Source organism: Deinococcus humi (genome assembly GCF_014201875.1).
Classification (GTDB): domain Bacteria; phylum Deinococcota; class Deinococci; order Deinococcales; family Deinococcaceae; genus Deinococcus; species Deinococcus humi.
The window spans coordinates 296,879-312,863 of record NZ_JACHFL010000001.1; the positions used below are offsets into that span (position 1 = coordinate 296,879).

The window sequence follows — 15,985 nt, forward strand, 5'->3', positions numbered from 1 at the left end:
CCCTTCCCTGTTGTCCGTTATTTCTGCGCGCGGTCCTCGATGACGCTGTCAATCATTGCCCGGATGTCCGGCGCCGTGAGATACAGGGCAAGCAGGTCGATGTGCAGGTAGGCCAGCGTGCGCTCTGCGGCCGGCAGACTGCGGCGTAACTGATCGTTCGCCGCCAAGGTGGTCCGATAGCTCAGCTGCACCACCTCGTTGCGCAGGGCGGGCGCACCCCGGGCGGGCAGCCCGCAGCGGGTCAGGAGCGCGGCGACGTTCCTGGCCTCCTGGGACACTGAGGTCACGGGGGTTCGCGCGTAGCGCACATCCTGTACCTGCCTCACGCGCGCTCTGAACTCCGGGAGGCTGAGGTAGGCCAGCGCGAGCGTACCTTGCAGCACGCTGCGGGAGGCTCCACGTGGGGCCTCTTCCTTCCAGGCATCATGCAGGGCGCGTTCAAAAGACCGGGTGACGCGGTAACTGACCTGGGTTTTGGCCCGAGTGATGGGCTGACGGGTGAACCAGGGAAGACCTAGCCCATGGGCCAGTTGCTGCATCTTCTCCAGGCCGGAGTTTGACGGGAGACGGCTGACGTCCTCTCCACTGGGCCTCAGCCATGGTCCGGGGCGCTCGTTCGACTGACGCAGGTGCTGGGCCTCCAGGCGGTCAAGCTCGCTGCCGTGACCGCGCAGGAGTCGGGCGTGGGAGTGGAGGTGATCGGTGAGTGTCGGCTCGCCGGGTTGGCTCTGCTGATACAGGGACCATAGGCCAGCCTTGAGGGTGAGCCCCTGCAGCTCCCGCTGGGTAAACGGGGCCAGGTGAGGCAGCAGACGGGTGAGGTAGAGACGGGCGGCGTGAAGATTCAACTGGTCTTCGGACTGCGTCATGGAGCCTCCTGCCCCGCCTGCGGTCTGGCGGGGCAGCACACACTGGATCAGCCTCGCTCACACAGTCAAGCCCGTCCAGCACAGCCTTTTCACACAATCTGCCCCAATTGCATAGGGGGGCTAAGGGTGACGGCAATCTTCTTGCCCGCAGGACTCTAGATCTTCTGGCTGGTGCCGGGACGCATGCCAGTCCGGGCGGCAGGGAGGGGTCCTACCAAGCGAGGACCCTGTGCTGTTCTCAGCTGGTTCAAGAGGGCTCAGAAGGCTCGAGGTAGTCTTCCAGGCGAAACCCCTCGCGCCGTTCTGCCAGCAACTCCTGTTCGAATTGCTGTTTCAGAACCGCCGCGGCAGGCACGCCCTGCTGCAGCGCCCTTATCAATGGCCGGATCTGATCGGTGCACTGCTGGCACAGCCGGAGTTGATCCTGCTCGCCCAGCAGGTTGTAAGTGCAGTGTGGACAGATCTTGTCCACCGCCGCGATAAGTTGCTCGGCCGCCCACTCCTGGGGATGCAGTTCCCTGTTGTAGTAATACTCCCTCCGGCGGCTGCGGATTTTCTCGACCCAGCGCGTGGCTGCGGCCTGATCCTTGGCCTGATCCTTGACAGAGAGCTGCCGCAGCTGTTCTGTCCACTTATACAGCTCGGAGTAGCGCTCCAGCGTCCGTAGGCTGACTGAGATTTTTTCCTTCTGCAACTCGGCTCGGAGCCGAGCGAGGGAGCGTTCTCCTAAGGGGAGACGGGCGTACTTCAGGAAGAAATGCTCGGCCTTCTGTCGGCTAGCCCTGGTCTTGTGGTGTTCAGGCATGCTTTGGGTTCTCCTGGAGCTGAGCGGACGGCCGTGAGGCGGCTCCCGGCATGTCGATCCAGCTTATCTGTCGGTATCTGCCGCCAATGTGTCGGTATTTGCCGACGATTTGTCGGTATCTGCGCAGGATATATCAGTACCTGCCAAAGCGCTATCGAGAGAATGAAAAAAACGAAAACCCTCTCCAGCACGTTGGGAATAGCCCACTGTTGCATAAGGAGATCAGGAAAGCAAGGTGGAAAGTGGCGAAAAGAGTGCATCTAGGTGTATGAAAGTGCATCAAGCAGAGGCGAGAAGAAGCTGGAAGGGCTTAGAGAAAGTGGCGTAATCCCCCGGTTTGAAAGCCGGGGGATTACGCCACCGCCCCAACGGGGGCACAAGTGGCTGGGCGGGGCGACACGGCCCGGGAGTTCCAGACCCGACGCAATAAAGCTCGTGCCTCTCTCCCGCCCCGGACCTCAAAAAAGCCCCCTCCATCAGGAGAGGGCCAGATCAGTGGTTTCTCAACCCGCCTGCGGTGAGCCGGAGCCTTGCCCAGCCCAGCCCCGGCGCTCGTGGCGGGCTAGCCGCTCGTGCAGGTGCAGGATGGCGGCGTTGCCATGAGCTCCGCGCTCGGTGATGGCGCGGGCGGTGGCGGCGTCCAGGTAAGCCAGCCGCAGCAGCTCGGTGCTGCTCAGGCCATCGCGGGTGGCCCGGACGCCGCGTTCACGGCGGATGGTGGCGCTGTCGGTGCCCAACACGCTGCGGTTGCTGATACTGCCCAGCTGCCCGTACACGTTGCCCTCGCCGCCGTGACGGGCCACCGTCGCCATCAGCTCGCGCCGGGCGTCGGTGCTCTCCAGGCGGGAGGCCAGCCAGCGCCGCGCCTCGGGATCGGTGCTGCGCTCGGCAATCTGGGCGGCCAGTTTCACGTCGCCGCTCATCGCGCGGGTCAGCAAATCCTGTGCTCGCTTGCGCCAGCGCCGCGCCTGCGGGGTGTCGATCACGAAGGCCAGCCGCGTGAACTCGGCCAGGCTCAGGGTGGCTTCAGGGCCAGCACCAAAGTCGCGGGCGGGGGCCTCCAGGTCATGCTCGGCGGCCAGCGTGTTCCAGTCGGGATCGGTCAGCCCCAGCTGGGCCAGGGCAGAGGAAGCGAGAAGGAGTCCGTCGGCGCTGATGGGCAGCCGGACGGTGCCGAATTCAAGGGTCAGCGGAGCGTTCTTCATACGTAGAGTATAGCATAAATTCTGTTAATAGCATAATTTCAGCGGAAGGAAAATGATCGCTGAAGGCTGTACTGGTGGGCTTCAGCGGCCTGTAGGGGGACTAGAATCAGGTCAGGCAAGACCCTTCTTCAGGCCATCTCGATCCGGTCGCGGCCTCCCGACTTAGCGCGGTACAGCGCGTCGTCCGCCCGCGCCACCAGCCGGGTCAGGTCATCGCCTGCGAGACTGGCACTGACGCCAAAGCTGGCGGTCAGCGGGCCGACCTGTGGGTGGGGCGAGGACGCGAGCAACCGCTGGACTTCCTGTGCGCGGCGCAGCGCCCCCGCCTGACCGATGCCGGGGAGCACCAGCATGAATTCCTCCCCACCCCATCGTCCCGGCGTCTCGCCAGGCTGGGCCGTCGCCCGCAGTAGGGCCGCGACGTGCATCAGGGCGCTGTCCCCAGCCAGATGGCCGTGCAGGTCATTGACGCGCTTGAAGTGGTCGAGGTCAAACATGACCACGCTGCCCCCCTCGCCATCCTCCTGCGCCCCGGCGACGGGCTCCAGCAGATCAGCAACCCGCTGGTACAGGCGGCGGCGGTTGGCCAGCCCGGTCAGGGGATCGGTATACGCCTCGTGCTCCAACCGCAGCTGCGCCTGGGCCTGAGTGACGAAGCGGGACTTGTACCACGCCAGAGCTTGTAGCAGTAGCAGGATAGTGCCGGTGGACAGGTACAGCTGTGCGCTGGGCAGCGCTCCGTCCAGGCCCCCCTGACGCGCGCCCAGCAGGCCCGCCACTACCGCCAGCACGAAGCCCCCCAGGGCCAGCCGCCCGGCGCGGCGCGCCCCGAAGATCAGGTGGCCCAGCACCGCGTTGGCGATCAGCATCAGCAGCATGCTGAATTGCGTCTGCGCCTCGCTGACCGACTGGCCTGCGCCGCCCACGTACGCCTGGGCCGCAATGAACACCAGATTTGAGGAGACGATAATCTTGAGCGCCACGTCCAGCGAACTGCGCCGCAGCACCCGCACCACACCCCACAGGCACAGCAGCGCCATCACGGCGTACACCCCGATCAGTTCGGCGTTGGGCGAGGGAGAGCGGGCCTCCAGCACCCACAGGATGGCCAGGACCGGCAGCCCGCAGGCCAGTGCCGCCAGCGCCAGCCGCTGGTGCAGGGCGTGCTTGAGTTCGTCGCCCGGCGCAATGACCGGCGTGAGCGGGTGGCCCGCACTGTCCACTGGCTGGCCGGAAGGCCGGGACGGCGCTGGGCGGCCAGACCGGACCGGGGCCGGGAGTCGCACCTCCACAGTTTAAGCGGTGCGCGGTGTCAGAATTCTGACGGCTTAAGCTGGCCGCCGGAGGCTCAGGAGTAGCGTCCCAGCCGTTCCACCAGCAACGCGAAAAAGCCGTCGGCGTCCACAGCTGTCGCCACCCGGACATTCTTGGGCTGCCCGGTCACGTCCCACACATCCGCCACGGTGCGGCCCACGCTTGGCCCAGCCGTCAGGTCCAGGGTGACATGCATGGGCCTGGACACGAACAGGTCCGGGCGCAGCAGCCACGCCACGGTCATCGGATCGTGCAGCGCGCCGCCCTCCCAGCCGTAACGCTCGCGGTGGTGCTCGGCAAAGAATTCCAGCAGCACCGCCGCGAACTCGCCCACCCGCGTGCCCAGCGCCCGGAACGCCGCCACGCGGGCCGGGTGCGCGATGGCCTGATGCGTGACGTTCAGGCCGAACATGGTCAGCGGAACGCCGGACGTGAAGACGACGTGCGCGGCGTGGGGATCGGCCAGTGCGTTGAACTCGGCGGCAGGCGTCCAGTTGCCGGTGTCGGTGCTGCCGCCCATCCACACCACCTCCCGCAGCAGCGGCACGATATCCGGTGCGAGGCGGAAGGCCAGCGCCAGATTGGTCAGCGGCCCGGTGGGGACGAGGGTGACCTCGCCGGGCCGGGCACGCACCTGCTCGATGATGAAATGCGCGGCGTGCATGGCTTCCGCACCGCGCGTCGGCGTGGGCAGCTCGGGGCCGTCCATGCCGCTCTTTCCGTGCACGGCCTCGGCACTGATGCGCGGTACCACCAGCGGACGGTCCGCACCGGCGAAGATGGGCACGTCCGCGCCGATCAGCTCGCGGGTGATCAGGGCGTTGCGGGTGGTGCGTTCCAGCCCCACGTTGCCGAACACCGTGGTGATGCCCAGCACCTGGAGTTCAGGGCTGGCCAGCGCCAGCAGGATGTTGATGGCGTCGTCGTGGCCGGGATCGCCGTCCAGAATTACGGGGCGGGGCGTAAGGGAGGCAGCGGTCATACCCCTCATTGTGTCATTTGCGGATTTAGGCAGGTTTAACGTACTGCCTTTTAGCGCACCCATCGTAAGCTGCGCGCCATCTGTCCCAGTCCCCAACCGATAAACTGCGGTCATGAAGGGCCTGAGAGAATTTATTGACTGGCTCCGGGAAATCCTGGGCGGCGCTCCACAGCCTCAGCCAGTGCCCATCCCCGTTCGCGTGCGCGACCGCTAACGGCCCCCATCCTCCTCTCCTTCAGCAGAACCATCCCCACTCTTCCCCAACACTACTCACCCACCCTTTCCGGTGGGTGTTTTGCTGGGTTGGGGCAGGTGACCTGAGGGCGAAAGCGCCACAGCAATGTCCTTCTTTGAAGGGCAGACGGGCGGCGGCGGGGTGGCCGCAAGTCTCTGCCTGTCGCCGGGCCATTAGCGCTGGCTTGGCGGCGACAGGAAGAGGCCCGCGACTCAGCGCAGCTTCTCGCGGATCCAGCCCGCCAGTTCGCTGATCCTGACGCGCTCCTGCGCCAGCGTATCGCGGTCGCGGACGGTCACGGTGTCCTTGAGTCCCCTGTCTTCTCCCTCACTCTGGCCGATGGTGTCGAAGTCCACGGTCACGCAGTACGGCGTGCCCACCTCGTCGTGGCGACGGTACGCCTTGCCGATGTTACCGCTGTCCTCGTACAGCACCCGGCCCAAGCCCAGGCCCTGCAGCTCGGCCTTGATCGCCCGGGCCACCGTCGTGATTTCCTCGCGGTTGCGGGCCAGCGGGATCACCGCCACCTTGATCGGTGCGAGATGCGGCCTGAGCTTAAGCACGATGCGCTCGCTGCCGTTCTCCAGCGTCTCTTTCGTGAACGCCTCGCTCAGCACGGCCAGCAGCGCCCGGTCCACGCCCGCCGACGGCTCGATCACGAACGGCACGACGGGCTTGTTGGTCTCGGGGTGCGGGATGGTCAGCTTAGCGATGGAGTCGTTGTTCTCGGTGACGCTGGCCACCAGTCCCAGCTCGGCCTGCGATTTGGTATGAGACCCCAGGTCGTAGTCGCTGCGGTTGGCGATGCCCTCGATCTCCTCATGGCCCAGGGTGGGGTAGTCGTACATCAGGTCGTAGGTGCGCTTGGAGTAGTGCGCCAGGTCTTCACCTGGCACGTCCAGAATCTCAATTTTGCTCCTGGGCACGCCCTGCGCCTCCCACCAGCTCAGCCGACGCTCCAGCCAGTGCTCGTGCCACTCCTCATCGGTGCCGGGCACGCAGAAGAACTCGATCTCCATCTGCTCCAGTTCCCGCACGCGGAAGATGAAGTTGCGCGGCGTGATCTCGTTGCGAAAGGCCTTGCCGATCTGCGCGATGCCGAAGGGCAGACGGCGGCTAGTGGAGTCCACCACGTTCTTGAAGTTGGTGAAGATGCCCTGGGCGGTTTCCGGGCGCAGGTAGCCGTAGCTGTCATCGTCGGCGACCGGACCGATGGTGGTCTTGAACATCATGTTGAAGGGTTTGGGCTCGGTCCAGTCGCCCACCTCGCCGGAAAAGGGATCGCGCACGCCCGCCGCTTTCAGGGCCTCTGAAGCCCTGGCCGGCTGACGGACCAGGGCCGCCACCACCGCCGGGAAGTTGGCCGCGTCCTCACCGATGCCCTGGGCAACCTTGTCCACCACGTCGGCCTTCTGGTCTTTGACCAGATGGTCCAGGCGGTAGCGCTTGTTGTTCTTCTTGTTGTCTACCATGGGGTCCGAGAACGTCGCCTCGTGGCCGCTGTGACGCAGAACCATGCGGTGCATGATGATGCTGGAATCCAACCCTTCCATGTCGTCGCGCTCGTAGACGTTTGCGCGCCACCACGCGGCCTTGATGTTGTTCTTCAGTTCCACGCCGAGGGGACCGTAGTCGTAGAAGCCCTGCAGGCCGCCGTAGATCTCAGAGCCCTGAAAAATAAAGCCGCGGCGCTTGCACAGGCTGACCAGTTCTTCCATCGATGATGCGGGCATAGGCTGTCCTCCTTTACGGACCTCGCGTGCCAGCGGGACATGAAAACACCCCAGACGGCACCTCTCGGCCCGTCTGGGGACGCGAATGGGTCTCCGCGCGGTTCCACCCCAGTTCCAGCGCGCGGCGTTCTGCCGCCCTCTGGCCCTCTTCGACTCTTCAACAGCTCCCCGCCGCCCTTCACGCGCTGCCGCCCACCTGACTCCCACCGTCTCAGGCTCGCTCCCCGGGCACATACGCGCTACTCCTGCGGATCAACGCTTGGGGCATTGTCGCCCGAGGGGAGGCAGGGGTCAAGGGGTGCGTCCCTGGCCCACCGGGCATCAGGCCCCGGCGTGCAGGTCAGGGCCAGGGCGCCCCCTCACCACGCTGAACGCCAGCAACGCGGCCCCGATCACACCGATGGCGACCGAGCCCCACACGAAGCCCTGCGCGGGATGGTTGCTGGGGGCAGCCAGCAGCAGCGGACTCAGGAACTGCCCCAGGAAGATGGCGCTGCTCATGCCCGCCACGATGCGCCCACGCCACGCGCGCGGGGTCAGTTCGGCCAGCCAGGCGTTCAGGTTGGGCAGGGCCAGCCCGCCGCCCATCCCGGCCACAATCAGCCCGGGCAGCACGCCCGCAGGGCTGCCGGACACCGACACCAACCCCCAGCCCGCTGCCAGCAACAGCAGCCCCAGGCCCGCCACACGGCGGTGATCGAAGCGGCCCGCGAAGCGCGAGTAACCCAGCGCCGTGATGGCCGCCGTCAGCGTGAACGCGCCCAGCAGCAGTCCGGTGGAGGCGGGCGACGCCCCCAGGAACTGCAGCAGGAACGGGCCCTGAGCGGGCATCAGGTAGAAGACCGCCATGTAGGCCAGCGCCAGCACGTAGATCACAGCGATAATGCCCCAGCGCGGCTTTTCCTCCGGCTCATCCACCTGCGTCGGTCCGGGAACACCGCGCGGCAGGCGCAGGACCAGCGGCAGCAGCAGCAGGGAGATCAGGTAAAGCCCGAACGGCGCGCGCCAGCCCACGCTTGCCAGCAGACCGCCTAGTGGCAGCAGCACGGCCCCACCAAAACTGGTGAACGACGCCTGCTGGCTCAGGAACCTGCCGCGCGCCGCGCCCGCAAAGTAGTCGTTGACCAGCGCGCCGCCGGCCGTCATGGTGCCGGCCACCGCCAGCCCCAGGACCACGCGGCCCGCCAGCAGGGCGTCCAGCGACGAGATCACCAGACCGCTCGCCCCGCCCAGGGCATAGAGTAGCAGCGAGCCGATCAGCACTGGCCGCCGTCCGAAGCGGTCGGCCAGCAGGCCACCCAGCGGCGCGCTCACAGCAATGGCCAGTCCCACGATGGTCAGGGAGAGTTTGACGAGCAGCCCCGCGTTGGGATGGTCCGCGAAGTGCACGGTCATGGCGGGCAACGCGGGTGCGATGGTGGCGCCCGACATGATGGTCAGTGCGGCCAGCAACAGCAGGGTCAGGCGGGTCAGCGTGTCCGGCGGGGCAAACGAGGGGGAAAGGGGCTCAGTGGTGGTCGGCACCGCCGAACGGGGAACAGGCGATGGCGTCCGGGTCATCCCATCAGTCTAGCTTGGACAAGTCAAGGGGTTTGCGAATCAAAGTAACTGTTGTGGAGTGACTGCTGCGGGAACACCCCGGAGCCTCAGGGCGTCTGGCCCGTCTCGCTCCCCGGCACCACCCAGATGTTGCGGAAACTCACGTCGCTGCCGTGGTCCTGCAACACGATCGGGCCAGGCGTCGGCGCCTCGGCATCACCCAGCAGGGTGGAGCCGCTCAGGGCCACGTTGTCCTGAACCTTCTGGCCGTTGAGGTACACCGTGGCGCGGGCGTCCTCGGTCTTCTGGCCGTTCTGCCAACGCGCGGCGCGGAACTCAATGTCGTAGCTCTGCCAGGTCCCAGCGGGAAGCGCCTCGTTGCTGCTGGCATCGTGCTGACCGTAGATGGCCCCCAGATCGTTCTTGCCCCCCAGACCTGTCCCGAAGGAGTCAAGAATCTGCAACTCATAGCGGCCCTGCAGGTACACGCCGCTGTTGCCCCGGTCCTGCTCGCTGAGTCCGCCGCGGCTGGGCGGCAGGCGGAATTCCAGATGCAGCCGGAAGTCCCCAAACTTCTCACGCGTGTGCAGGTCATTGGTGTCCTGTGGATTGCCGCTGGGCCTGACCGTGGCCACGCCGCCCTGTACGCCCCACCGCACCTCTCCTCCACGCCGGTCCTGCCAGTCGGCCCCCAGGCTCTGGGTGCTGCTGTCCTTGCCTAGCAGCACCCGCGCGCCCGACGGGGGACGCAGGTAGGCCAGCGGGCGCAGTTCGATGTCGCGGTAACTCACGGCGGCCCCTTCGGCCTGCAGGGCAATACGGCCTGCCGTCAGGGCCGCGCCCCCCGGAGCCCGGAGCCCGGTGGCCTGCGCCGCGAGCTGCCCGTTGACGATCTGCGTGGCCTCGTCCCCAGACACCACCAGTTCCAGTGTGTTCCAGCCGGCCACTTCCTTGACCCCGTCGGCCCGGATCAGCCGCCGGTAGCTGCCGGGAGCCTCGTTGGTGGTCACGGCCCGCCCCAGGGGGTCGTACTCCAGTTCACGGACACCCGGATCGCGGACCGTGGAGGTCACGTTGGTCCCGTCCAGCAGCCACAGGTCTCCCGTGCCGCCCTCCAGGATCTGGAACTCCATGCTGCCAGGCCAGATCTTGTTGGGGCCAGTGACGTGGTACAGCACGCCCGAATCGCGGGGCTCTCCCGCACGCGGCGCAAATTTCTGGCTGTCCCAGCGGTATTGCAGCCGCAACCGATAGTTGGCGTAGCGCTTGTCGGTCAGCAGGTAACCGAACTCGCGGTCTCCAGGAGTGGGCGCCACGTCCAGTACGCGCAACTCGCCATTCTGGACCTTGAACACCTCTTCCGGATCACTGCCCGTACCGCGCGACGGCAGCCAGGAGGTCCAGCCGCTCAGGTCCTGCCCATTGAACAGCGTGGTCCAGGCGGTCTGCGGCTCGAGAGGCGTCGGCAGATCATCCCCGTCCCCTGACGGCGCGGGCGTCCCCGACACGTCGGCGCAGGCCGAGAGCAGGCCGCCCAGCAGCAGGGTCAGGGCGGTGCGGCGAACATTTGGCCATGGCAGTCGCTTCGCTAACGGGCCTTGCGCTGAGCGGCGGGTGGAAGGGGGGACAGAGGCGTCGGGCATGGGGCTCCTTGCATGAAAAGGGGCGGATTCGCTGAGAACGGTAGATCAGGGGCACAGGACACAGGGGCGGGGCCATCAGACGCAGCCCGGCGCATGTTGATGGGCAGTCCAGCCACTCCATGATTTCCCACTTCAGTGAGAGGGGGCGCCCAGTCTGGCTCAGGTTCCATTGAGCTACCTGAAGTGTCAGGCAGCTTTTCGTCTCAGTGAAGACACCCTCAGGGCAGAATTTTCCCAGGATTCAGCAGGCCTTGTGGATCAAGCAGCGCCTTGACGCCGCGCATCACCTTCAGTGTGTCCGCGTGCTCGCGGGCCAGGTAGGCGCGTTTGTGCAGCCCGACGCCATGTTCGCCCGTGCAGGTGCCGCCCCGTGCCAGCGTCTCGGTGATCATGGCGTCGTAGACCGCCTGGACCTTCGCCCACGTTGCCGCGTCGTCCGGGGGGGCGTGGAACAGCACATGGAAGTTGCCGTCACCGACGTGGCCCACGATGCTGGCGTCCAGCCCCGCCGCGTCGGCCTGCTGGCGCGTGAACTCCACCACCTCCGGCAACACGTGCAGCGGCACGCACAGATCGGTGGTCATGTTGACGTGGCCGGGGTGCAGCGCGGTGATGGCGTAGTAGGCGTGATGGCGGGCCTCCCACAGTTTTGCGCGTTCCTCCGCGCTGTACGCGGCGTGCAGCCCGGTGCCCCCGCCGTCGGTGACCAGTTCACGGCACAGTTCGAGCGCCTCGGCCAGCGCGGTCTGGCTGGGAGAGGCCAGCTCGATCCATAGGGTCGGCGCTTCGGGAAAGTCGGTGCCCTTGTGGACATTGACGGCGTGGATCTGAGATTCGTCGATCAGCTCCAGCCGCTCGGGTTGCAGCGCCGCGCCCATGATGTCCACGGCGGACCGGGCCGCCTCGCCCAACGTTCTGAAATTGGCCCGCAGCACCACCAGATGCGCGGGCAGCGGCCACAGCTTGACCGTCAGCTCGGTGATCACGCCCAGCGTGCCCTCCGCGCCGATAAACAGGTTCTTGAGGTCATAGCCGGCGCTGGTCTTTCTGGCCTTGCTGCCCACCCGGATGACCTCGCCATTGGCCAGGGCCACCCGCAACTCCAGCACGTTGTCGCGCATGGTGCCGTAGCGCACCGCCGCCGTGCCGCTGGCATTGGTGGAGGCCATGCCGCCCAGGCTCGCCTCGGCACCGGGATCAACGGGGAAGAACAGCCCAAGATGGCGCACCTGCCGGTTGAGCTCCGGATACGTCACCCCCGGCTGGACGGTGGCCTGAAAGCCGCCTGCGGCCACCTCCAGCACCGCCTTCATGCCGCTCACGTCCAGGGACAACCCGCCTGCCACCGGGATCACCTGACCCTCCAGGCTGCTGCCCACCGCGAAGGGCACCACCGGGAAGCCGTGCTCGGCGGCCAGTTGCAGCGCGTCCACCACATCGGCCTCCGTGAGCGCAAACAGAACGGCGTGCGGCGAGGCGAATTCCTGACGGCTCTCGTCGCGACCATGCGCCTCCAGCACAGCCGGAGCGGTGCTGAGCTGCTCGCCGAAGCGGGCTTGCAGGGCGGTCAGGGCCGCTGCAGTGAAGGTGTCGGGGCGGGGCAGTGAAGTTGTCATGGGCGGCTCCTTCGACGGGGGCTGTGGGTTCGAGTGACGTTGTGGAGGCTCTTTTTTAGGTCAGACTTGTTCTTGCGGAAAGTGGAGCGGACCTTTTGGTGCTCGGCTTGTGCGCTCTGCAGTCGCTCACACCTTCTCCGCCCCCACCACGTCCCGCTGCCAGCTGTGGAGCAACTCCAGCGCCTGCATGGGCGTCAGGCGGCCCAGATCGAGGGCAGCCAGTTCGCGGGTCAGACGCCCGTCGTCACTGCCAGTGTTCAGGGCGGTCAGCAGCTGGGCGGCGCGGGCGGTCACGGGAGCAGGCAGCCCCGCCAGCCGCGCAACTTCCACGCCGTAGCTCTGGCGGGCAGCGCCGGGAATCACCTGATGGTAGAAGGTCAGGCCCCCGCGCCCGTCGTGGGCGTCCTGGTCCTCCTCGGCGGCCACATGCAGGTTAATCAGCCCAGGATGCTCGCCTTCGAGGCGGGTCAGCTCGAAGTAGTGCGTGGCGAACAGTGTGTGCGCCCCGGTGCCGTGCAGGTGTTCCAGTGCCGCCTGCGCGATGGCGAGACCATCGAGGGTGGAGGTGCCACGGCCCACCTCGTCCAGGATGACCAGGCTGCGCGCCGTGACGCCGTGCAGGATGGCGGCCAGTTCCGACATCTCCACCATAAAGGTGCTGCGCCCCCCCGCCAGATCGTCCGACGCGCCGATCCGGGTGTGGATGGCGTCGTACACGGGTAGGTCCGCCCCGTCAGCCGGCACGAAGGACCCGATCTGGTGCAGCAGGGCGCAGATGGCAATGGTCCGCAGGTAGGTGGACTTGCCCGCCATGTTGGGGCCGGTGAGCAGCAGCGTGGTGCGGCCCGTGCCCAGAAGGGCGTCGTTGGGCACGAATTTGCCGCCCGTCGCCGATTCCACCACCGGGTGCCGGGCCTGGGTCAGCCGCGCGCCGCCCTCCACCGTCTGCGGGCGGCTCCAGCCGCAATCCACAGCGATCTCGGCCAGGGCTGCCAGCACGTCCAGCTCGGCCAGCGCGCCCGCCGCCTCCGACAACGCCTCGGCGTGGGCGGCCAGACTGTCGCGCAGCTCGGTAAAGACTTCGAGCTCCAGCCGCTCGGCGGCCTGTTCCAGGCGGGCGATCTCGCGTTCACGCTCGCGCAGGTCGGGGCGGGTAAAGCGGGCGCGGTCCTTGAGGGTGGCGATCTGGCGGTAATCGGACGGCACCTTGCTCAGGTGCGGCCCGGTCACTTCCAGGAAATAGCCGAACACATTGTTGAAACCCACCTTGAGGTTGCCAATCCCGGTACGCGCCCGCTCGGAAATCTCCAGCTCGGCCAGCCACGCGCGGTGGCCCACGGCCCCGTTTCGCAGCTCGTCCAGTTCGCCGTGAAAGCCGTCACGGATCAGGCCGCCGTCCCCGGCGCGGATAGGCGGATCGTCCACCAGGGCGGCGCGGATGCGGGTCACGACTTCGGGCAGGCTGGCCAGACGGGCGCGCAGACCGCCCAGCAGGCCGTCCAGCCCGTCGAGCAGCCGCACCGCCTCGGGCAACAGTTCCAGCGTGCGGGCCAGCGAGGCGACCTCGCGGGGGGTGGCCCGCTTGACCGCCACGCGCGCCGAGAGCCGCTCCAGATCGTGGGCGCGGTACAGCAGTGAACGCACACCGTTTCGAAGGTCAGCGGCGCGGGTGAGGGTTTCCACGCTGTCCAGCCGGGCACGGATGCTCAGTTCGTCCAGCAAGGGAGCGCGCAGCCAGGCCCGCAAGCGTCGCCGCCCGCCCGCCGTGCGGGTCTGGCACAGCACGTCCATCAGCGTCACACCCCCTGGCGCCTGCGCCGTGAACAGTTCCAACGCCCGCACTGCCGCTTCGGGCAGACGCATATGCGCGCCCGGCTCAAAGCGCACCGCACGGCGTACCATTTTCAGCTCGCCCTGTTGCGTGACCCGCGCGTAGCCCAGCACCGCCCCGCAGGCCCGCCGCAACGCCGCCGAGGTCAGACTGCCCGGGACCTCGCCCAGCACAGTCTTCAGTTCGTCACAGCAGCCCGCTTCCTCGAAATTGGCCGGGGAGAGCATCACCGGAAAGCGGGTCTGAAAGTCCGAGAGCAGCGCCGGATTCCCGGACAGTTCGGGGGCCAGCAACACCTCCCGTGCGCGCCAGCGCGACAGTTCGTCGTACAGCGCCGAACGGGTGTGGAAGGCGGCGCATCTGAACTCGCCGGTGCTGACGTCCAGCAGCGCCAGCGCGTAACCGTCCCCGGTGGCCACCGCGGCGAGGTAGTTCTCGTCGGCACTGAGGTGCCGTTCCTCGGTCACGGTGCCGGGCGTGAGCAGTTGCGTGACCTTGCGCTCCACCAGACCACTGCCCGGTTCTTCTATCTGATCGGCCACCGCCACGCACACCCCTGCTGCCAGCAGCCGCTCCACATTGCTGTCCAGTGTCCGCAGCGGAATGCCGGCCATCGGGGTGCTGAAATCCTTGCTGCTCTTGTGGGTCAGCGCGATGCGCAGCAGCCGGGCCGCGCGCTCGGCGTCCTCACCGAAGGTCTCGTAGAAGTCACCCACCTGAAAGAGCAAGATGGCATGCGGCAGTTGCGCGGCCACATCATCGCGCATGCGGACATACTGCTCGAGCATTGGCGGCAGCGCCCCATTGCCCGTTCCCTTCAACACGTTCTGAGCCACCCGCATATGCGGGGCAGCATAGCGGGCAGCGGTCGGGGTCATGGAGAGCTGGGCGGCAATGGCGCTCAGGGAAGACTGCGCAAAAGGCTGCAGCAGGGTGCTTCAGGAAAATCCACCTGCTGCAGCCTTGGTCCCTGGAGATTCACAGGGACCCTCACACTGCTCTACACGTCACAGCCCAGTGCCCGCAACAGGTCAAGGTCCGTGATGGGTGGCACACTGGCACCGAGTGAACTGGAGTGTCCGTCGTTTTGATCGCTGCCCAGGAAAAGCAGGCCCGAAGCGGACACAGTGGCTGGACGCGGAGGGGCAAACAGCAAACGAAAACGGCGAATCCAGGTATTCATGTCAGACACCTCATGGGGGCCGGGCAGGGGCGTGGAGCACGGGCGAACTCCTCAAGACGTTCGGATGGGCGGGGAAGTTATATGCCGCACAGTACATGACCCTGCTGGCCTGCGCCTTGGCTTCCGGCCCATCTCCTCTTGACAGTCCCCTAACATAGGTGGATGGCTTACGACTCCAGGATGGGTTACGACCCGGACCGCAAATTGACTGAGGGCGACGTGCATGACCTCAAGCCTGACGGATGGTGGGGCGACGACGGCATGCTGTTCCGCGAATTCACGTTCGACAGCTACCAGGCTGGGGTGGACTTTGCCGTGCAGGTGGCGGCGCTGGCCGAACAGCAGGGACACCACCCGGATATTCATCTGTTTTACAAACGGGTCAGGCTCAACTACTTCACGCACGATGCGGGCGGGATCACCGGGGCAGACATTGCGGGAGCGCAGGCCGTCAACGATCTGGTGGATCTGAGCGCCAAACCCCTGGATGGCGCTGAAAGTTGAAGCTCAGCATTCCCGACGCCGATACCCTGTGGGCCACGCTGCCTGCCGCACGGCGACACGAGGTGGTGCTGATGGTGGGCACGGAGCATCTGGACGAGCTGGATCACGTCAACAATACGGTGTATCTGGTGTGGTGCGAGGCGGCGGCACGTGCCCATGCCGACCGGCTGAGGATGGGCACCGAAGCGCTGCGCGCGCTGGGCGCGGTGCCCGTGGCCAGGCAGCACGTCATCAACTACCACCGTCCGGCGCTTCTGGGAGACCGCCTGCGGGTCCGCACGGCCCTGACGGTTCATGCGGGTGTGCGCAGCGTGCGGGCCTATACCATCGACCGCCTCAACGACGGCGATCCGCCGGAACAGGGCATTCGCCTGGCGGAGTGCCAGACCGAGTGGGTCTGGGTCGATCCCGTCTCGGGCCGTCCCCGGCGAACACCTGTCGAGGTCATTCGCCGCTTCGGGTTTACGGTTGAGGGGCCGGGTCAGGAGCAAGGGTAAAACTGGTCCTTCACCCGAAGAGCTGGCCG

13 protein-coding genes are annotated in these 15,985 nt (G+C 66.7%); 2 read left to right on the forward strand and 11 right to left on the reverse strand.

Annotated features, from left to right (window positions below):
- Window positions 1-17 precede the first annotated feature (17 nt).
- The 11 genes from HNQ08_RS01510 to HNQ08_RS01560 form a co-directional block, all read right to left on the reverse strand.
- Window positions 18-869 (reverse strand): hypothetical protein, encoded by an 852-nt coding sequence (locus tag HNQ08_RS01510; protein WP_184127320.1) that lies wholly within the window; start codon window positions 867-869, stop codon window positions 18-20.
- 247 nt (window positions 870-1,116) lie between these two features.
- Entirely contained in the window at window positions 1,117-1,674 is a 558-nt protein-coding gene (locus tag HNQ08_RS01515; RefSeq protein ID WP_184127321.1) for a hypothetical protein, read from the reverse strand.
- Window positions 1,675-2,177: 503 nt separating this feature from the next.
- Window positions 2,178-2,879 (reverse strand): DNA damage response protein DdrC, encoded by a 702-nt coding sequence (gene ddrC, locus HNQ08_RS01520; RefSeq protein ID WP_184127322.1) that lies wholly within the window; start codon window positions 2,877-2,879, stop codon window positions 2,178-2,180.
- 128 nt (window positions 2,880-3,007) lie between these two features.
- Entirely contained in the window at window positions 3,008-4,165 is a 1,158-nt protein-coding gene (locus tag HNQ08_RS28060) for a diguanylate cyclase domain-containing protein (RefSeq protein ID WP_184127323.1), read from the reverse strand.
- A 62-nt stretch (window positions 4,166-4,227) separates the two neighbouring features.
- On the reverse strand, window positions 4,228-5,175 hold the full coding sequence (locus HNQ08_RS01530) for a nucleoside hydrolase (protein WP_184127324.1): 948 nt from the start codon (window positions 5,173-5,175) through the stop codon (window positions 4,228-4,230).
- Window positions 5,176-5,622: 447 nt separating this feature from the next.
- The gene (locus HNQ08_RS01535) at window positions 5,623-7,143 is read right to left on the reverse strand and encodes a glycine--tRNA ligase (protein WP_184127325.1); all 1,521 of its coding nucleotides are present in this window, start codon (window positions 7,141-7,143) and stop codon (window positions 5,623-5,625) included.
- A 321-nt stretch (window positions 7,144-7,464) separates the two neighbouring features.
- Complete coding sequence (locus HNQ08_RS01540) at window positions 7,465-8,703, reverse strand: MFS transporter (protein ID WP_184127326.1); 1,239 nt, start codon at window positions 8,701-8,703, stop codon at window positions 7,465-7,467.
- A gap of 86 nt (window positions 8,704-8,789) precedes the next feature.
- The gene (locus HNQ08_RS01545; protein ID WP_184127327.1) at window positions 8,790-10,325 is read right to left on the reverse strand and encodes a 3-keto-disaccharide hydrolase; all 1,536 of its coding nucleotides are present in this window, start codon (window positions 10,323-10,325) and stop codon (window positions 8,790-8,792) included.
- A 218-nt stretch (window positions 10,326-10,543) separates the two neighbouring features.
- A complete protein-coding gene (locus HNQ08_RS01550) occupies window positions 10,544-11,941 on the reverse strand; it encodes an FAD-binding oxidoreductase (protein ID WP_184127328.1) in 1,398 nt (465 codons plus the stop codon).
- 126 nt (window positions 11,942-12,067) lie between these two features.
- Window positions 12,068-14,614 carry a DNA mismatch repair protein MutS gene (gene mutS, locus HNQ08_RS01555; protein WP_184127724.1) on the reverse strand — a complete coding sequence of 849 codons (2,547 nt, stop codon included), beginning with the start codon at window positions 14,612-14,614 and terminating at the stop codon, window positions 12,068-12,070.
- Window positions 14,615-14,772: 158 nt separating this feature from the next.
- A complete protein-coding gene (locus HNQ08_RS01560) occupies window positions 14,773-14,955 on the reverse strand; it encodes a hypothetical protein (protein WP_184127329.1) in 183 nt (60 codons plus the stop codon).
- Between the two features lie 162 nt (window positions 14,956-15,117).
- Between HNQ08_RS01560 and HNQ08_RS01565 the strand changes: the two genes are divergently transcribed.
- Together HNQ08_RS01565 and HNQ08_RS01570 are read left to right on the forward strand one after the other, a co-directional pair.
- Entirely contained in the window at window positions 15,118-15,459 is a 342-nt protein-coding gene (locus HNQ08_RS01565) for a 4a-hydroxytetrahydrobiopterin dehydratase (RefSeq protein ID WP_184127330.1), read from the forward strand.
- A complete protein-coding gene (locus HNQ08_RS01570; RefSeq protein WP_229789569.1) occupies window positions 15,456-15,956 on the forward strand; it encodes an acyl-CoA thioesterase in 501 nt (166 codons plus the stop codon). The genes HNQ08_RS01565 and HNQ08_RS01570 overlap by 4 nt, the downstream gene beginning before the upstream one ends.
- The last annotated feature ends 29 nt before the right edge of the window (window positions 15,957-15,985 follow it).